The following is a 19179-nucleotide window of genomic DNA, read 5'->3' on the forward strand; positions in this document are numbered from 1 at the left end:
CCGAGCAAACCTGAACATGCCCGCCCGCAAGAAAGTCTTGCGCGGGCGCCTGTGTCGTTACAAACGCCAGAACAGTTCATGTCGCCGAACCGCCTTGCGGAAAAATTCGTTTTCGCCATAAGGCGAACCGGAGCGCCCAGCCAGCAATCGCTGCAGGCTGCGACGCAAGCGACGCTTGAACGGCGCAGGCGGCTGCAAGTCATGCATCATGCCCAGGGCCATGGCTTTGTCACGCTGCTGCTCTGCGGACAACGCCAGGCATACAGGCTGCACCGGCACGCCAGCATCAAAGGCTGGCGGCAGAGCCACGCCTTCACCACTATTACCCATCGGCCACCGGTCGTTATCGTGCAGGTGGTTGGCATAACCGAGCAGCGTCGGCTGCCAGTCCAGACCTTTCAACACTTCAAGCACAGCCTGCTGCGCGCAGATGTGGTCAGGATGCGGGTCGAGCGCCGGATGCGGCAGCACGATGACGTCCGGACGAGCGCGCAGCATCGTTTCGCGCAGATCGGCCAGCAGATTGTTCCAGGTCGGCGCGCCATCGGCGTCCCCCGGGAGCACAAATGGATTGAATTGACGGAACAGGCGGGTATCGCTCAAGTCCGCTTCGCGCGAGCCCACCGGTTGATTCGGGTTGTCACGCATCGCGGCCAGTTGCAGGCAGAAATAGCCCAACTGCACGCAGCGTTCCTGGGGGACACCGGCCCATTGCGGCACGGTGAGGCTGTCCCAGGCGCGCAAACGGCCCTTCAGCCGCGCGGCGTCGACCTTGCTCATGCCCATCTGCTGATAGTGTTCGGCCTCGATTTCACCAGCAGTCAGGGTAACGATCCAGGCTTCATCGGCCTGACTGTACAAGCCGAACGCCGCCAGTTCCGCATCATCCGCGTGAGGGGCGATGACCATGACCCGCTGACGACGGTAATCGGCGTGTTCCAGCGCCCACAGCACCGGCTCGCCCGACACTCGACAGAAACGGCCACGCAGACGCAACACTCCTTCGGACAACGCTTGCGCCTGACCGCTGAGGTTCAGATAGCGCAGGCCGCCGACACCGCGTTCAAAAGTCTGCACGTCAGGATTGGCGCCGCCCGACAACGCGACACAAGGATCGAGAAAGCGCCCCAGCCAGGTGCTTTTGACCCGCACCGCCAGGATCAGCGTAGCGTCATCGGCCAGCATCACACCTTCATCCAGACGCAACTGCTCGCCGTGCAGATGAACCTTCGGCTGCGGCGTATAGGGCGGGAAGCTGTACTGATAATCGTCGCTCGGGGCGTAGAACAGATGATCGGCAAACCACGCTTCATGGGCGATCCAGCCGCCGATCAGCAACACCGGCGCCAGCCACCAGGCGACCAGCACGCTTAGCGCGATGATTGCGGCCAGCGCGACCAACATAGCCACGCGCTTGTTGCGTCGATGGCGCTTGAGCAATTGCTGTTTGCGGCTCATGGTCTGGCTCATACGGTGAACACCGGCACAGGGTTGCACCAGCGGTCCTTGTACTCACGGTCAGCGCGCCCGAATGAAAAACGCAGCGGCTTGCCGAGTGCCCGTGCGTGTTCCCAAGCGCTTTGCGTATTGAGAAAGCTCAGCACGCTGCCGGGGCTGAACTCGCGGGTTTCGGGATCCACGCCGCCATTCACATATTCGACACTGATCCATTCCGGCGCCTCGACGCGGTAGACCAGTTGAATCGCAATCGGCGCATCGTTGAGGAAAATGACCGAGCCGATCAACAGCTCGCGCAGCAACTCGATGACCTCGGCCATGCGCGCCGCGCCGGTGGCCGGAAAACCCCAGCGGCGCTGGAACAGATCGCAATACATCGCGGCCAGCTCGACGCTGGAGAACTCGCTGACCGCTCGCACCACACCGCCCGCTTCTTCCAGCAGGCGCAATTCGCGACGCTGGTTATAGCGGAATTTTTTCGACAATTCTTCCGGCGTGCGGGCCATAGCCAGCTGTTCTGCCTGCAACTTCAGGCCACTGAAACGGCTTTCGTTGAGCGCCGACAAATAGCGCGCCCGATGACGCAGCGGTGCCTGAGCATCGACGGCGGCAGGCAGAATCAGCTCGGCATTGCCGAGGTCGAACAGGCCTTTCTTGCCGTTGCGTTTGAGCACGTCCTTGGACAGAGCCAGGTCGCGCCCCCAGGTAGCGATGGCGGCTTTAACCTCGCCCTGCGGCTGCCAGGCCAGATAACGCACCGGGATCCCGGCCAGGTCCGCCAGGCGCTCGATGACCAGCGGATGCGTCGCGACACTGCCGCCATAACGTTGCCAGGCAGTGGCGTAGGTCGAGGCGTCAACGGGCGACCAGCCACGTTCGCGCCAGCCTTGAAATCGGTTGAGCATCAGCCCCTCGTTGCCAGATCGGTAACTGGCGGCAGGCGCCAGAAGGTCTCGCGCACTGCACGGTCGGAGAAATGCTCATGCAGTCGCTCGAGCATCATCTGTGCACATTGACGACGCTGCGGCTCATCCATCGCGGCCAGGTGTTGCAGCCCTTGAGCCAGATGTTCGGCATCGCCGAGTGGAAACAGAATGCCCACCCCCTCCACCACTTCCTTCGCCCCGCCGCACGCGGTGGCCAGCAACGGTAAGCCGGCGGCCATGGCCTCCAGCAGCACCATGCCGAACGGCTCGTGATCGGAGCTCAGGGCAAATACATCGAAGGCGCGAAAGTAGTTGCGCGCATCAGGCACCTGACCGAGAAACAGCACTCGATCGGCAATCCCCAGCTCGCGCGCCAGCGCCTTGAGATCCTGCTCCAGACGACCGCTGCCGAGAATGGCCAGCTGACTGTTGTCCGGCAGGCCTGGCAGCGCCTGGGCAAACCCGCGCAGCAACGTGGCCTGATCCTTGTCCGGGTGCAGGCGGCCGACGTTGCCGACGATCCAGGCATGCGGCGACAGCCCGAGGATCTGCCGCGCTTCTTCGGAAGGTACCTGACGGGCTTGCAGTGCAGGCACATCGATGCGGTTGTACAACGTCTGGATTCGGCTTGCCGGCCATTTCGGCAGGCAGCGCCGCATGTCGTCGCGCACCGCATCCGACACTCCGAGCAGGCACAGGCGCTTGCGGAAAATATGTGCGAAGAGCTTGCGCGTGCCACGCTGGTAATCGCCGAATGCGTGGTGCACACCAATCACTGGCAGCGATGTGCCGAGCAAGGCGATATAGATCGGCTTGAAGCGATGGGCGATGCAAAGACTGAAATTGCGTGAGGCGACGATCTTGCGCAGATCGCCGATAGCCCCCAGTTTCAGGCCCCGAATGGCCTTGGAACTGTACTCCATGAACAACACTTCATCGGAAGCGCACGCTGCGGCCACCTCGCTATCGGCGGCCCCGGTGAGAAACACCGTGGTCACCCGATAGCCGGTGCCGGCGAACAGGCTGGCGTACTGCCGTGCGCAGTCCAGGAACGGCCCGTCATAGCCGTGACAGAACTGCAGCACATGGCGTTCAGCCGAGCGAGTCATAAGCGTTCGCGCCCTCTTTGACCACCAGAATGTCTTCCATGATCAGATATTGCAGGTCAGAGCCGAAAAACATGTTCAGCGCGTCGGTCGGCGAGCAGATCATCGGCTCGCCACGACGGTTGAGCGAAGTGTTCAGCGACACGCCGTTACCGGTGAGGTTTTCCAGCGCCTTCATCATGTCGTAGTAGCGCGGGTTGTATTCGCGCTTGAGCACTTGGGCCCGGGAAGTACCGTCTTCATGGACAACTTCCGGCACGCGGGTTTTCCATTCTTCGGCGACTTCGAAGGTGAAAGTCATGAATGGTGCCGGGTGGTCGATCTTGATCATCTGCGGCGCGACGGTGTCGAGCATCGACGGGCAGAAAGGCCTCCAGCGCTCGCGGAACTTGATCTGATGGTTGATGCGGTCGGCGACACCGGCCACGCTCGGGCAACCGATGATCGAACGACCACCCAACGCGCGCGGACCGAACTCCATGCGGCCTTGGAACCAGGCTACCGGGTTGCCATCGACCATGATTTTGGCGATCTGCTCGGGCATGTTGTCGAGCTTGCGCCAGGCCGGCTTGTTCTCGTGACGGGCGCAGGCGGCGATAACGTCTTCGTTGCTGTAGGACGGGCCGAGGTAGACGTGCTCCATCTTCTCGACCGGTACGCCACGGGCGTGCGACACGTAAGCGGCAGCGCCGACTGCGGTGCCGGCATCGCCGGACGCAGGCTGTACGAACAGCTCTTTGATGTCGTCGCGGGCAATGATTTTCTGGTTCAGCTTGACGTTCAACGCACAGCCACCGGCGAAAGCCAGTTTGCCGGTTTCCTTGAGCACGTCGCCCAGGTAGTAGTCGATCATCTGCAACGCCAGCTTCTCGAACAGCGCTTGCATGCTCGCGGCGTAGTGGATGTAAGGCTCATCAGCGATGTCGCCTTCGCGCTTCGGACCCAGCCACTCGATCAGCTTCGGCGAGAAGTAGAAACCCTTGCCCTTCTCTTTATAGCGACGCAGGCCGATCACGTTGGCGTAGTCGGTGTTGATCACCAGCTCGCCATTTTCGAACGAGGCCAGACGCGAGAAATCGTACTTGCTGGCATCGCCATATGGCGCCATGCCCATGACCTTGAACTCGCCGTCGAGCATCTCGAAACCGAGGAATTCAGTGATCGCACCGTACAGACCACCGAGGGAATCCGGGTCGAAGAATTCCTTGATCTTGTGGATCTTGCCGTTTTCGCCGTAACCGAAGAAGGTCGTGGCGTATTCGCCTTTACCGTCGATGCCGAGGATTGCGGTTTTTTCCTTGAAACCGGAGCAGTGATAAGCACTGGAGGCGTGTGCCAGGTGATGCTCGACCGGCTCGATCTTGATTTTCTTCGGATCGAAGCCCAGTTGCTCGAGGCACCAGACGATCTTGTTGCGATAGCGCTTGTAGCGACGGTTGCCCATCAGGATCGCATCGAGAGCACGATCCGGGGCGTACCAGTAGCGCTTGGCGTAGTGCCAGCGGGCCTTGCCGAACAGGCTGATCGGAGCGAAAGGAATCGCCACCACATCAACGTCGGAAGGTTTGATGCCGGCTTGCTCGAGGCAGAATTTCGCCGATTCGTAGGGCATGCGGTTCTTTGCATGTTTATCGCGTACGAAGCGCTCTTCCTCAGCCGCCGCGACCAGCTTGCCGTCGATGTACAAGGCTGCGGAGGGATCATGGCTAAGGGCGCCGGACAGGCCAAGAATCGTCAATGCCACAGGGGTCTAGCCTCTTTAGTCTGCATGCAGGCGCGATGCGCCTTGAAAATTGATGTGCCCTCGCACAGGGCGAGTGGCAGCTAAAGGGCGGGATTATAGCGTAAACATGACGGGAATTACCTTGTGCGAATTGCCACCTGCACGATTGGTCCGAATCAACAGGTTCAACGACTCAATAGCCGTCTTTGCGCCAGTAAATACTCAGATTTGAATCGGTAATCTGCCGATATACCGTGTAAGGCAGCGAAAGCGTATCGAACACGGCGGACAGCGGAAGATCGAACAAAACAAACGGCGCCAGCATACCCGTAGGATCGGGCGGCGCATTCAAAGTGCAAAAATCGAAGGCCAGACCACTGTAGATGCGCGGAATCGATTGGCAATAGGTCTTCTTTTTGCGCAGGTCACGGGCAGCATCGGCGTCGCCCTGTAAAACGGTCGAGACACTGCCACAGCCTGAGAGCACCACAGAAATTACGCCCAGCATCAGAATTTTTTTCATGCTCAAGATTCGCCCTCCGAGATCGTCAGGCAAATTAGCATCGAGCCCGAGCAGGGCACAGTTCATGGCTTCTGGAGAAGTTGTAGGACAGATCGCTGTATTTTGTCCGTTACTGCCCACAGACTCCGTTTCGCAGTGGACCGGGTCCTTTGCAAGAACGAGTCTGCTTGTGAGAAGGAATCACCCTGCGCTTGAGACTTCTTTCGGCAACCGCTGATCAATGACTTGGTACAACGCGCTGCTTTCAGGCCAGTTGCGCATGAACCGCGCGCGATCGCGGGCGTAGGCCGGGGCGAAACTGCCAACCGAGACGTGCTGACACATCGAGTCGAGATCGATCAGCGCCCAGCGATCCGTCTGCCAGAACAGGTTGTGGCCTTTGAAGTCGCCATGACTGATGCGCTCGGCGATCAATCGGGCAAACAGTTGATCAAGCGCCAGCAACTCGGCTTCCGGCGCCTGGCCATTTTCCACGTACGGCGCAAAGCGCTCGATAATGTCCGGCCCGGGCAGGTATTCGGTGACCAGATAGGCACTGCGGCGCAGCCACAAGAAGCGCTTCTCCAGTACCGCCAGCGGTTTCGGCGTGGCGATGCCAAGGAACGCCAGGCGATTGCCCTCACGCCAGGAATGCCAGGCCCGACTCGGGCGCCAGAAGCGTTTGAGCCAATGGGCGAAATTCTTGATGTTGTAGCGCTTGATAACCAGAGCCCGCCCGGCTATCTCGACTTTGCCGACGCTGGCCGCGCCGCCGGTCTTGTACAGGTGCCCCTGATCAAGCAAGGCGTCAGCCTGCTCAAGCACCGGCAGCATGACCGCTTCTTCTTCACGGCGAACGGCGCGCAGGGCAAATGCGCCGCGCTGCACGGCGAACAACGTGCAGTCGCGGCCAACCTTGATCAGGTAATCCCTGAGTCGCCAGTTGCGCACCTTGTCGATCTGTTTTTGCAACGCCTCCAGCGGCAACGCATGCTCGCTGTTGCTCAGCAGGTAATACACCAGCAGTTCTTCGGTGAACGGTTCGAGTGATTTTGGCAACTGGGCGAAAAACACGCCGAGATTTTCCAGCACTTTCTGCCGGGACAAGGGCTGCCCCGCCGTTTCCGCACGAACGCCGGCGCCATCGATCAGGTACAACTGACCGCCGTGGCGCAGCAGATTGTCCAGATGCAAGTCTTCCTGCCAGAGCCCTTTGCCGTGCAGCCGACCGATAGCATCCAGTGCTTCGGCCAGAACAGCGGTCTGCTCATCGGCCAGCGCCGGCAGAGACTCGACCTCGGCCCAGGCATCACCGAGGCTCTCGGAACCCTCGAGAAATTCGAACAGCAGCCAGCCACCCTCGCCGTCCTTCAGCCCATCGGCCAATAACAGCGGCGTGGTCATACCCTGCGCAGCGAGCAAGCGCACGCCTTGCAGCTCACGCTGAAAATGCCGCGCAGCTTTGCTGCCGACCAATAACTTGGCCAGCACCGGCCGACCGCGCCAGACACCTGCGCCAACGTAACGCTGCCCGGGCAACACCCGCAGCAGACTCAGCAACTGCAAATCTGCCGCGCCGGCAGCGTCCGCCAGGGTCACGGTCAGCGGCAGTGTGGGTGCGCGCCCGGAGCGGGCCAGCTCAGACAATTGCATCAACGGGTCTCCTTGTGGCTGCGCCGCGCTGTCAGTCGGGTCAGCCAGCTGTCGAGCAACGAGCTGTCAGTCGGCTGGTCGAGATAAGCCGCAAGCAATTGGCGCAAGTCGGCCTCGCTCCACTGCGGCGCGCGACGTTGCAACGGTTCCAGATCCTTGACCCGATCACGCATGCCGAACAGCAGCGGCCGGGTTTTCTCCAGATCGATCAGTTGCGCCTCATAGCCGTCGCCGGTGGCGCGCAGGAAAATATGTTTGGGATAGAAACAGCCATGCACCTGACGCGCGCCGTGCAGCCGCCGCGCCAACAGCCCGCAAGCGGTGAGAACGGCCGAATGCTGCGCGGCACTGAGCTGCGTCCAGCGCGCCAGCAACGAATCCAGGTCGCTCCAGCCATCCAGGGCGCGGGTGAGCAGAATGGCGCGCACTTCCCCGGCGACCTTGCGCTCACCGAAAAATGCCGCCTGCAATGCCGGTATGCCCAACTTGCGATAACGGCTGATGTTGCGAAATTCGCGGGCAAAGCTCGGTTCGCCAAACGGCGCCTGCAAGGTCCGCGTCAGGTAATTGCTCTGTCGCTTGAGGTAATAGCCCTGGCCTTCAAGATCCAGGCGGAACACGCTGCTCCAGCCGCCACCGGCAGTGTTGGGCTCATCCACAGCTTCAAGCTGTTTTGCCCACAGTGCGTCGAAATTGCCGAGACCGTGGCGCTCCAGCAGTGCGCGGTCCTGTTCGGCAAGAAAATCAGTCATTCGCGCCCCTCAAAAAATCTCACCACGTGGCGAATCCGTTTCTTGTCGGCGACATCGAGCCGATCACACTGGCGATACTGCTTGTAGAAGCGCAGGCGCTGGGTGTTGGACAGGTGATATTTGGCCAGTTTGTCGAGACAGGCGAGGTCCTTGGTGATCCGGTACTTGAGCCAGAAGCCACGCCAGAATTCGCCGTTGGGGCAGTCGATGAGGAAAATGCGCGCCTGATCGTCGATCAGCAGGTTGCGCCATTTCAAATCGTTATGCGTAAACCGATGGTCGTGCATGGTCCGGGTGTAGCCAGCCAGTTGCCGGCTGACACCGTCGACCCAGGCGCGATCCTTGAGCCTGGGATCCTTGCGCTCGGCGAGCGCCGAAAGGTCTTCGGTATTGGGCAGCTCACGGGTGATCATCGCACCCCGATCGTAGGCCGCGCCCCGCCGCTCCAGACCCCAGGCCACCACCTCGGCCGTGGGGATGCCCCACTTGGCGAAGCGCTTGAGGTTCTGCCATTCCATTTTTACCCGCGGCTTGCCGAGGTAACGGCGCAGGCCCTTACCGGCGCCGACGTAGCGTTTGACGTAGTAATTGACCCCTTCGCGCTGCACCCGAACGACTTCCGACAGCGGATCGCGGGTCAGGCGTTCGCCCTGCAAGGCAAACACAGCTTCGAGGCTGCCGAAATCTTCGGCGAGGTCGCTGTACTGCGGCTCCAGTGTCCAGCCCGCCATCAGAGCGCATCCCCGTAACGCTGTTTGCGCGCGTAGAGCTTGTCGGCCTTGCCTTGCAGCCAGCTCAGCAGTGGCGCCTCTTCTGCCAGAATCTGCCGCAGCGGTTGCTGGAAGTAGCCCTTGAGGAAACGCAGTTTGTCGCGGCGGGTCAGGCCGATGTCCAGCGCGGAGAAGTACAGCGCCGCCAGATCCTTGTTGCGCCAGCGCTGAGTGATTTTCGCGCGGGTTTGGGCACGGTGCAGGTCAATCACCGAGAGTTTGAAATCCTGCGGCGTGACCGGTTTGTCGGTGTGCAGCAGAAAATGGCAAATGTAGCAGTCGCGGTGATTGACCCCGGCGCGGTGCATCATCCCGGTCATCCGCGCGACTTCGGCAATCAATGCGCGCTTGAGTGTTGGCTGCGGCGGCTGCTTGACCCAGTCAATGCTGAAGTCTTCGAGGCTGATTGTCGGCGCCAGCTCTTCGGTGACGATGAACGAATGCTGATCCGCCGGGTTGCTGCCCTTCTCGCCGTAGGCGACGGCGGTCATGGTCGGCACGCCGGCTTCCTGCAGACGCTGAATGGCTTTCCACTCCTGACCCGCGCCGAGCACCGGCAGCTTGGCGGTCAGCAGATTCTTGAAGATTTCGCCCCAGCCGATACCACGGTGAATTTTCACAAAAAACCCGTTGCCGTCGACTTCCGTGCGCAATGTCCGGCGCGCTTCCAGCTCGCGGTACACCTCGCCCTGCAAGCCTTCGACTTCGGCGAACGGGTCGCGTCCCGCCCAAAGGCTTTTGAACGGTTCAGCCAGCATCAACTTCATTAAGCGTGCTCCGCCAGAATCACATCCGCCGCGTGCTGCGGCATGCTGTAGAGGTCGGCCGTCTCGGCGAAGGCCAGACCGTTGCGGCTCCAGGCCGCACGTGCAGCGTCGTTGCTCAACATCTCGGTCAGGTATTGCGTCAGCTGCGCCTGCTCGAACGGCTCGTCGAGCACGCGCCCGGCATCGGCCTCGGCAATGTAATGGGCGTAACCGCAGACCGCGCTGACCAACACCGGCAAACCGGCCACCAGCGCTTCAAGCAGCACGGTGCCAGTGTTTTCGTTGTAGGCCGGGTGAATCAACAGGTCGGCACCGAGCAGGAAACGCGGGATATCGCTGCGCCCTTTGAGGAAGGTCACATTGTCGCCCAGGCCCAGCGTCGCACTCTGCATCTGGAACAATTTGGGGTCATCCTGGCCGATTACAAACAGCCGAGTGCGTTTTCTCAACTCGGCCGGCAGCGCGGCCAGCGCCTTGAGGCTGCGATCGACACCCTTGGTCTTGAAGCCGGAGCCGATCTGCACCAGCAGCAACTCGTCGTCCTTGAGATTGAATTCAGCGCGGAAACCGGCGCGGATCTCATCGGCATTCGCCGGACGCCGACGATCCTGGGCAATGCCCGGCGGCAGCAGGTGGAAGCGCTCGAGCGGCGTGTCGTAGTACTTGATGAACAGTGGTTGCTGCACTTCGGAAATCATCAGCACTTCGGTCTTCGCGTCCTTGGCGAACACCGCGCGCTCGTACTCGGCGAAGTGGCGATAGCGACCCCAGCGGCGATACAACGAGTTGCGCAGGTTCTGCGCCTTGTCTTCAAAGCAGCCGTCGGCGGCGTAGTAGACGTCCAGACCCGGCATCTTGTTGAAGCCGATCAGGCGATCGACCGGACGCTTGGCCAGATCCGCGGCCATCCACGCGCTGAGCTTTTCGTTGCGACGGTGATTGAAGAACGCTTTAACCGGCGCCACCAGCACTTCGAAACCCGGCGGCACGTCGCCTTCCCAGATCAGCGTGTAGACGCGAATCTGATGGCCGCGCTTCTGGCATTCGAGGGCGATGCGCATGAAGTCGCGCTGCAAGCCGCCGAACGGGAAATATTTGTACAGGACAAATGCCAATTGCATCAGCGCAGCTCCTCAGCCATTAACAACGTGCTCAGTCGGCTGGCGACACGCTCGGGGTTCACACGCGTGAAGCACAAAGGCTGCTCGCGTTTCAGGTCAAACTGACGGGCATCCTGCGCGGTCGGTTGATAGGTACATTTTTTCTGCATGCAGGGCGCGCACGGGAAGTCGCTGGCCAGATGAATCTGCAGCTTGCCGTAGGCGCCGGTGAGGCCCGGGTTGGTCGGGCCGAACAACGAAATCGTCGGTACATCCAGCGCAGCGGCCAGATGGCCGAGCCCGGTGTCCACCGCCACGCAGGCTTGCGCGCCGGCGAGGACTTTGCCGACGCCGGCCAGATTGAGCTTCGGCAGCACTTCGGCGTGTTTGAAGCCGGCAGCGATGCGTTCGGCGCGGGCCTTTTCCTGCGGGTTGCCCCACGGCAGCTTCACGCCAACGCCGAGGTAGCCGACCCGCTCGGTCAGCTCGCGCCAGTAGATTTCCGGCCAGTGCTTGGTATCCCAAGTGGTGCCGTGGAGGAACACCACGTAAGCGTTCTTGCGTGGCAACTCGACCAGTCGCTCGACGTTGAGGCCGTAATCGCCGAGGCCTTTGGGCAAGTCGTAACCCAGAGCGATGGCGAATAACTGGCGTACGCGCTCGACGGCGTGCTGGCCTCGGGCGACAGCGAGTTTACGATCGTAGAAGCGCGCAGCCATCGGCTCGCGCGCGGAAGTTTTATCGAGGCCGGCCACCGGGGCTTTGACGTAGCGGGTCAGCCAGGCACTTTTCAGCAGGCCTTGAGCGTCGATCACCAGATCGTATTTATTGGCGCGCACGCTTTGCTTGAAGCGTTTCCACTCGCCGCTGGTGATGGTTTTCCACAGATTCTTGCGCCAGCGGCGGATCGCCACCGGAATCACTTTATCGACCGCCGGATGCCAGCTCGGGATCTCGGCGAAGCCCTCTTCCACCACCCAGTCGAACTTGATGCCCGGGATCGCCCGTGCGGCGTCGGTCAGCGCCGGCAACGCGTGAATCACGTCGCCCAGCGATGAAGTCTTGATCAGCAATACCCGCAAGTTATTGAACCTCGACCACGGAGCCCTGCAACTTCTGCAAGGCATCGTTGACCGCGTCCGGCATCAGCTGACGCAGGCAGTTGTAATGGCCGAACCGGCAAGTTCGATCAAAGCACGGGCTGCATTCGATGCCCAGGCGCACGATCTCGACCTGCTCGGCCAGCGGCGGGGTGAAGCCCGGCGAGGTCGAGCCGTACACCGCGACCAGCGGACGATTCAATGCCGCAGCGACGTGCATCAGGCCGGAATCGTTGGATACAACCGAATCAGCACAGGACAGCAGGTCGATGGCCTCGGCCAGCGAGGTGCCGCCGCTGAGGTTGACCGATTCTTCGCGCAGGCCCGGGATCAGCCGGGCGCGGATGTCTTCGCCGACCGCGTGATCGTTTTTCGAGCCGAACAGCCACACCTGCCAGCCTTCGCGGATGCGCGCTTCGGCGACCTTGGCGTAGTGCTCGGACGGCCAGCGCTTGGATTCGCCGAACTCGGCGCCGGGGCACAAAGCCAGGACCGGGCGATCGAGAGTCAGGCCGAATTTGGCCAGTGCCGCTTCGCGGGTCACCGGGTCGATTTGCAGACTCGGGCGCGGGTACGGCTTCGGCAGCTCGGCGTTCGCTTCATAGGCCAGCGCCATGAAACGCTCGATCATCAGCGGGTAGCGTTCTTTGTCGAGAGTGCGCACGTCGTTGAGCAGGCCATAGCGGAACTCGCCACGCCAGCCAGTGCGTTTCGGGATGCCGGCAAAAAACGGCACCAGTGCCGATTTCAGCGAGTTGGGCAGCAGGATCGCCTGATCGTACTGACCGCGCAGGGACTTGCCGATGCGTCGGCGCGTCGCCAGTTCCAGCGCGCCGTGGCCGAGCGGGAAGCTCAAGGCCTTGCGCACTTCGGGCATGCGCTCGAGGATCGGCCGGCTCCACTCGGGCGCCAGCACGTCGATTGCGCATTGCGGGTGGCGCTGTTTGAGACACTGAAACAGTGTCTGCGCCATCACCATGTCACCGACCCAACTGGGCCCAACGATCAGAATATTCATGTGGTTTCCAAAAACGAACCGGGGAGGCATTTACGCCTCCCCGCCTCGATAATTCTACAAACACTGTAGATCTACTGTGGGAGCGGGCTTGCCCGCGATGGGGTCTTCACATTCAACATTATTGTCGTTTGATACTCCGCTATCGCTGGCAAGCCAGCTCCCACAGGGTTTTGCATCTGTTTCAACATCTGCATTTCAGCGCAGATCACTGTGGGAGCGAGCTTGCTCGCGAAGGGGCCATCACATCCGACATCGGTGTCGTCTGACACTCCGCCTTCGCGAGCAAGCTCGCTCCCACAGGGTATTGGGTGCTGCATAAACCGCTTTCAGCTTAGCCCCATCTCTTGCCATATCCGCAAAACCTGCCGGCGTTCGTCGGCAAACTGGTCGCCCGGTATCACCCCGGCGTCCTTCTGCAAGGCCTGCCGGTGGGCGGCGGAGCGGTAGGCCTTGTAGGCCTCACGCAACAGACTGGCATCTTCGGCGGGCATCAGCCGTTCGTGTTCCAGCTCTTCCAGAATGCGGATGTTATCGGTCCAGCGCAGCAGCGGTGGATGGCTGTGCGACCACGCAAGGGCCGCGTATTGCACCATAAATTCAATATCGACGATACCTCCGGCGTCCTGCTTGAGGTCGAACGGCACGGCCGCGTCGAACGCATTCGCCGCCGTGCCGGCTGCGGTGCTGCGGGTGCCGAGGTTGTCGCGCATCTTCGCGCGCATCTCGCTGACTTCCTGTTGCAGTTTGGCCAGATCCCGTGGTTTGCCCAACACCTGCGCGCGGACTTTTTCAAAAGCCTGGCCAACATCCTGGCTGCCCACCAGCACCCGCGCGCGCACCAAGGCCTGATGCTCCCACGTCCAGGCTTCGTTTTCCTGATAGCGCGCGAATGCGCCGAGGGAGCTCACCAACAGCCCGGAAGCGCCGGACGGCCGCAGGCGCATATCCACTTCATACAGCTGACCGGAGTTGGTCTGCGCTGTGAGCAGGTGAATGATCCGCTGCCCCAGGCGCGTGAAGAACTGCGCGCCGTCGATGGATTTCGGCCCGTCGGTTTCCGCCTGCGGATCGCCGTCATGGATGAACACCAGATCCAGATCGGAACCATGCCCCAATTCGATACCGCCGACTTTGCCATAACCGACAATGATGAAGCCGGGATCGCACAGCGTACCGTCGGTGCGCAGCGGCGTGCCGTACTTGGCCACGGTCTGCCGCCAGGCCAGGGCCAGCACTTGTTCAAGAATCGCCTCGGCCAGCCAGGTCAGGTAATCGCTGACTTTCATCAACGGCAGACTGCCGGCGATTTCCGAGGCGGCGACGCGCAAGCGGTGCGCCAGTTTGAAATGGCGCAGGGCTTCCATTTGCTGCTCGAGGTCGTCCTCGGGAATTCGCGTCAGGCGTTCGCGCAACTCGGCCGCCAGTTCCGGCGCCAGCGGCGGCTTGAACAGCCGACCCTCGTTGAGCAATTCGTCGAGCAGCAGCGGGAAGCGCGTGATCTGCTCGGCAATCCACGGGCTCGCCGCACACAAAGTCAGCAGGCGGCGCAGCGCGCCGGGGTTTTCCGTGAGCAACACCAGATACGCCGAACGCCGCGCCACCGCTTCCACCAGTGGCAGCACGCGCTCGAGCACCAGATCGGGATTGTCATGCTCCACCGCTTGCGCGAGCAGTCGCGGAATAAAGGCATCCAGACGTTCACGTCCCAACCGCTGCATCGCGCGCAGTTGCGGACTGCCGCGCAAACCTGCCAGCGCCTTCAGCGCTTTGCCGGCATCGACGAAACCGCCCTCCTGCAACTGCCGGCACGCGGCCTCCTCGTCCTGTTCTTCCTCCCACAGCGGCAGCCACTCACCACCGACCGCCACTTCGCTTTCGCTGCCCTCTTCCTCATCGGGATCGGCGATCACCTGGGCGAAATGCCAGGCCACGCGCCCGCGCCAGTACATCAGTTGTTCATGGAACGCCGACCAATCGGCGAAGCCCAGCATGAAGGCGATCCGCGCCTGATCCTGAGCGCTGTCCGGCAGCATCTGCGTCTGACGGTCGGCAATCGCTTGAATGGCATGTTCGGTGTAACGCAGAAACTCGTAACCCTCGCGCAGCTCACTGACCACCGCCGGCGGCAGATAGCCCTGCCCTTCAAGCGTGCTCAACACCTTTAATAGAGGACGCTGTTGCAGGCTCAGATCGCGGCCACCATGGATCAACTGAAAGGCCTGAGCGATGAACTCGACCTCGCGGATGCCGCCGGAGCCGAGCTTGATGTTGTCGGCCATGCCCTTGCGCCGCACTTCCTGCTGGATCAACTGCTTCATGGTGCGCAGCGCTTCGATCGCCGAGAAGTCCAGATAGCGCCGATAAACGAACGGCCGCAGCATATCGAGCAACTGCGCGCCGGCGACCTGATCGCCAGCCACCACCCGCGCCTTGATCATCGCGTAGCGTTCCCAGTCGCGGCCCTGATCCTGGTAATACTGCTCCAGCGCGTTGAAGCTGAGCACCAGCGCACCAGACGATCCGTATGGACGCAGGCGCATGTCGACGCGGAAGACGAAGCCGTCGACGGTCATCGGATCGAGCGCCTTGATCAGACGCTGGCCGAGGCGGATGAAGAATTCCTGATTATCCAGCGAGCGTTTCACGCCGACGGTTTCGCCGCCTTCGGGGTAGGCGAAGATCAGGTCGATGTCGGAAGACAGATTCAGCTCGACCGCGCCGAGTTTGCCCATGCCGAGGATCACCATCTGCTGCGGCTCACCGCTGCGCCGCCCGGTAGGCGTGCCGAATTGCTCGCAATGACGGCTGTACAGCCATTGATAAGCCTGATCGATGGTGGCGTCCGCCATGTCCGAGAGGTCGCGGCAGGTCTGCACCAGATCGGCCTGACGGGTCAGGTCGCGCCAGATGATCCGCACCTGATGGCGTGCGCGCTGGCGGCGCAAGGCGCGGCCGAGTTCGTCTTCGCTCTGCGCGCTGTTCACGGCGGCGGCGATCTGTGCGCACAGCTCGCCGGGCGCAAACGCTCGATCAAGTTCGCCGGACGCGACCAGCGACAACAACATCAAAGGGTCACGAATGCTCTGTTCAATGACAAATTCGCTGGCGGCGCTGACGCGGGCGAACTGCGCCCAGCGTTCAGGCGACCAGTTCGACAACCCATGATCGTCTTCAAGGGCGGCGACGGACGTACGGAACGACTGCTCGGATCGGCTGACCAACGGCAGGAGAATGGCGGGCAGTTCGGCAAGCACGGGCAGGGTCATGGTCTATCCTTGATCGGCGTAATAAGGGCCGCTTGTAGTGAATGATGAAAACCCGCTACGTGAAGGACTGTCGAACAAAAGTTAGAAATAGCTGAAATTTCTTCTTCTTTGGCATCCAGCATCAAACTTTCACCTTATTCGGATGGAAATCGACCCGCCTTAACGATTATTCTCACAACGCAGTCGGAGGCCACAAGCCTTTCATCTGTAGTTTTACTACTCGTCTATACATTCGAAAGGCTGAAATGCCGGAAGATTTGTAGTAAAACTACACGCCGCCGGAACAACCTGTCGGCAATCCAAGAATTTTAAATCGTCTGCCCACAAGGCCAGTCGCAAACTCAGGCAACCGATTCTGGAAGCCTTTCCGCCCTGGAGCAAGCCATGCAAGACCTCGATCCCGTCGAAACCCAGGAATGGCTGGACGCCCTGGAATCGGTTCTCGACAAAGAAGGCGAAGACCGTGCTCACTATCTGATGACCCGTATGGGCGAACTCGCGACCCGCAGCGGCTCGCAGCTCCCTTACGCGATCACCACGCCTTACCGCAACACGATCCCCGTTACCCACGAAGCACGCATGCCTGGCGACCTGTTCATGGAACGCCGCATTCGCTCGCTGGTACGCTGGAACGCGATGGCCATGGTAATGCGCACGAACCTGAGAGATTCGGACCTGGGTGGTCACATCTCCAGCTTCGCTTCCAGTGCGACCCTGTATGACATCGGCTTCAACTATTTCTTCCAGGCCCCGACCGACGAACACGGCGGCGACCTGATCTACTTCCAGGGCCACACCTCGCCAGGCGTTTACGCCCGCGCATTCATGGAAGGCCGCATCACCGAAGACCAGATGAACAACTTCCGTCAGGAAGTCGATGGTCAAGGCCTGTCGTCCTATCCGCACCCTTGGCTGATGCCTGACTTCTGGCAGTTCCCGACCGTATCGATGGGTCTGGGTCCGATCCAGGCGATCTACCAGGCGCGCTTCATGAAGTACCTGGAGCACCGCGGTTTCATCCAGCCGGGCAAACAGAAAGTCTGGTGTTTCCTGGGCGACGGCGAGTGCGACGAGCCGGAATCCCTGGGCGCGATCTCCCTGGCCGGCCGCGAGAAGCTGGACAACCTGATCTTCGTCATCAACTGCAACCTGCAGCGCCTCGACGGCCCGGTTCGCGGCAACGGCAAGATCATCCAGGAACTCGAAGGCGTGTTCCGCGGCGCTCAGTGGAACGTGACCAAAGTCATCTGGGGCCGTTTCTGGGACCCGCTGCTGGCCAAAGACGTCGACGGTATCCTGCAACGTCGCATGGACGAAGTCATCGACGGCGAGTACCAGAACTACAAAGCCAAAGACGGCGCGTTCGTTCGCGAGCACTTCTTCAACACGCCTGAACTCAAGGCAATGGTTGCCGATCTGTCCGACGACGAGATCTGGAAACTCAACCGTGGCGGCCACGACCCGTACAAGGTCTACGCGGCGTACCACGAAGCGGTCAACCACAAGGAACAACCGACCGTCATCCTCGCCAAGACCATCAAGGGTTATGGCACCGGTGCCGGCGAAGCGAAAAACACTGCGCACAACACCAAGAAAGTCGACGTCGACAGCCTGAAGCTGTTCCGCGACCGCTTCGACATCCCGGTCAAGGACGAAGAGCTGGAGAACCTGCCGTTCTTCAAGCCAGAGCCAAACAGCGCCGAAGCCCGCTACCTCGCCGAGCGCCGTGCCGCACTGGGCGGTTTCGTGCCGCAGCGCCGCGCGCAGAGCTTCAGCGTACCGACCCCGGATCTGGACACCCTGAAAGCCATCCTCGATGGCTCGGGCGACCGTGAAATTTCCACCACCATGGCTTTCGTGCGGATCCTCGCGCAGCTGGTCAAGGACAAGGAAATCGGCCCGCGCATCGTCCCGATCATCCCGGACGAAGCCCGTACCTTCGGTATGGAAGGCATGTTCCGTCAGTTGGGCATCTACTCCTCCGTCGGCCAGCTCTACGAGCCAGTCGATAAAGACCAGGTGATGTTCTACAAGGAAGACCAGAAAGGTCAGATCCTTGAAGAAGGCATCAACGAAGCAGGCGCCATGAGCTCGTTCATCGCTGCCGGTACTTCGTACTCCAGCCACAACCAGCCAATGCTGCCGTTCTACATCTTCTACTCGATGTTCGGCTTCCAGCGTATCGGCGACCTGGCCTGGGCCGCTGGCGACAGCCGTACCCGTGGCTTCCTGATCGGCGGCACCGCTGGCCGTACCACCCTGAACGGTGAAGGTCTGCAGCACGAAGACGGTCACAGCCACTTGCTGGCCGCGACTATCCCGAACTGCCGCACCTACGATCCGACCTACGGCTACGAGCTGGCGGTGATCATTCAGGACGGCATGAAGAAGATGACCGAAGAGCAACAGGACATCTTCTACTACATCACCGTGATGAACGAGTCGTACCAGCAGCCAGCCATGCCGGCCGGTGCCGAAGAAGGCATCAAGAAAGGCATGTACCTGCTCGAGGAAGACACCCGCGATGCGGCGCACCACGTTCAGCTGATGGGCTCCGGCACCATCCTGCGTGAAGTGCGTGAAGCGGCGAAGATCCTGCGTGAAGAGTTCAACATCGGCGCTGACGTGTGGAGCGTTACCAGCTTCAACGAACTGCGTCGCGACGGCCTCGCCGTAGAGCGCAGCAACCGTCTCAAGCCTGGCCAGAAGCCTAAGCTGAGCTACGTCGAAGAGTGCCTGAACGGCCGTAAAGGTCCGGTCATTGCTTCTACCGACTACATGAAGCTGTTCGCCGAGCAGATCCGTCAGTGGGTACCGTCCAAGGAATTCAAAGTCCTGGGCACCGACGGTTTCGGCCGCAGCGACAGCCGCAAGAAACTGCGTCATTTCTTCGAAGTCGACCGTCATTTCGTGGTGTTGGCAGCCCTGGAAGCACTGGCTGACCGTGGTGATATCGAACCTAAGGTTGTGGCCGAAGCCATCGCCAAGTTCGGCATCGACCCGGAAAAACGCAACCCACTGGACTGCTGAGGAGACAT

General features: G+C 61.1%; 15 protein-coding genes. 1 reads left to right on the forward strand and 14 read right to left on the reverse strand.

Going from position 1 to position 19179, the window contains the following annotated elements; genetic code table 11:
- Positions 1-57: 57 nt before the first annotated feature.
- From D8U70_RS02205 to D8U70_RS28110, 14 genes are all read right to left on the reverse strand, one after another.
- On the reverse strand, positions 58-1458 hold the full coding sequence (locus tag D8U70_RS02205) for a PIG-L family deacetylase (RefSeq protein ID WP_130928247.1): 1401 nt from the start codon (positions 1456-1458) through the stop codon (positions 58-60).
- A gap of 8 nt (positions 1459-1466) precedes the next feature.
- A complete protein-coding gene (locus D8U70_RS02210) occupies positions 1467-2363 on the reverse strand; it encodes an antimicrobial resistance protein Mig-14 (protein ID WP_073471650.1) in 897 nt (298 codons plus the stop codon).
- Entirely contained in the window at positions 2363-3493 is a 1131-nt protein-coding gene (locus D8U70_RS02215; RefSeq protein ID WP_130928214.1) for a glycosyltransferase, read from the reverse strand. Before D8U70_RS02215 ends, D8U70_RS02210 begins: the two co-directional genes overlap by 1 nt.
- On the reverse strand, positions 3477-5234 hold the full coding sequence (locus D8U70_RS02220; protein WP_130928215.1) for a carbamoyltransferase: 1758 nt from the start codon (positions 5232-5234) through the stop codon (positions 3477-3479). Before D8U70_RS02220 ends, D8U70_RS02215 begins: the two co-directional genes overlap by 17 nt.
- A 172-nt stretch (positions 5235-5406) precedes the next feature.
- A complete protein-coding gene (locus tag D8U70_RS02225) occupies positions 5407-5742 on the reverse strand; it encodes a YceK/YidQ family lipoprotein (RefSeq protein ID WP_122705057.1) in 336 nt (111 codons plus the stop codon).
- A 174-nt stretch (positions 5743-5916) separates the two neighbouring features.
- Positions 5917-7368, reverse strand: coding sequence for a lipopolysaccharide kinase InaA family protein (locus tag D8U70_RS02230; protein ID WP_073471647.1), 1452 nt, complete (start codon positions 7366-7368; stop codon positions 5917-5919).
- Positions 7368-8120 (reverse strand): lipopolysaccharide kinase InaA family protein, encoded by a 753-nt coding sequence (locus D8U70_RS02235; protein WP_073471646.1) that lies wholly within the window; start codon positions 8118-8120, stop codon positions 7368-7370. Before D8U70_RS02235 ends, D8U70_RS02230 begins: the two co-directional genes overlap by 1 nt.
- Positions 8117-8851 carry a lipopolysaccharide kinase InaA family protein gene (locus D8U70_RS02240; RefSeq protein ID WP_130928216.1) on the reverse strand — a complete coding sequence of 245 codons (735 nt, stop codon included), beginning with the start codon at positions 8849-8851 and terminating at the stop codon, positions 8117-8119. The genes D8U70_RS02235 and D8U70_RS02240 overlap by 4 nt, the downstream gene beginning before the upstream one ends.
- Positions 8851-9657: a lipopolysaccharide core heptose(I) kinase RfaP gene (gene rfaP / locus D8U70_RS02245; protein WP_073471644.1), complete on the reverse strand. Its 807-nt coding sequence runs from the start codon at positions 9655-9657 to the stop codon at positions 8851-8853. Before rfaP ends, D8U70_RS02240 begins: the two co-directional genes overlap by 1 nt.
- Positions 9657-10778: a glycosyltransferase family 4 protein gene (locus D8U70_RS02250; protein ID WP_073471643.1), complete on the reverse strand. Its 1122-nt coding sequence runs from the start codon at positions 10776-10778 to the stop codon at positions 9657-9659. Before D8U70_RS02250 ends, rfaP begins: the two co-directional genes overlap by 1 nt.
- On the reverse strand, positions 10778-11839 hold the full coding sequence (gene rfaC, locus D8U70_RS02255; RefSeq protein WP_095180991.1) for a lipopolysaccharide heptosyltransferase RfaC: 1062 nt from the start codon (positions 11837-11839) through the stop codon (positions 10778-10780). Before rfaC ends, D8U70_RS02250 begins: the two co-directional genes overlap by 1 nt.
- Position 11840: 1 nt before the next feature.
- Positions 11841-12875, reverse strand: coding sequence for a lipopolysaccharide heptosyltransferase II (gene waaF / locus D8U70_RS02260; protein ID WP_130928217.1), 1035 nt, complete (start codon positions 12873-12875; stop codon positions 11841-11843).
- 326 nt (positions 12876-13201) lie between these two features.
- The gene (glnE, locus tag D8U70_RS02270) at positions 13202-16141 is read right to left on the reverse strand and encodes a bifunctional [glutamate--ammonia ligase]-adenylyl-L-tyrosine phosphorylase/[glutamate--ammonia-ligase] adenylyltransferase (RefSeq protein ID WP_130928218.1); all 2940 of its coding nucleotides are present in this window, start codon (positions 16139-16141) and stop codon (positions 13202-13204) included.
- Positions 16138-16263 (reverse strand): hypothetical protein, encoded by a 126-nt coding sequence (locus tag D8U70_RS28110; RefSeq protein ID WP_256584330.1) that lies wholly within the window; start codon positions 16261-16263, stop codon positions 16138-16140. The genes glnE and D8U70_RS28110 overlap by 4 nt, the downstream gene beginning before the upstream one ends.
- Before the next feature lie 262 nt (positions 16264-16525).
- On the opposite strand from D8U70_RS28110, the gene aceE reads away from it, so the two are divergent.
- Positions 16526-19171 (forward strand): pyruvate dehydrogenase (acetyl-transferring), homodimeric type, encoded by a 2646-nt coding sequence (gene aceE / locus D8U70_RS02275; protein ID WP_024011316.1) that lies wholly within the window; start codon positions 16526-16528, stop codon positions 19169-19171.
- The last annotated feature ends 8 nt before the right edge of the window (positions 19172-19179 follow it).

Origin of the sequence: Pseudomonas sp. Sample_20 (assembly GCF_004307585.1) — a bacterium.
In the GTDB taxonomy this organism is placed as follows: domain Bacteria; phylum Pseudomonadota; class Gammaproteobacteria; order Pseudomonadales; family Pseudomonadaceae; genus Aquipseudomonas; species Aquipseudomonas atacamensis.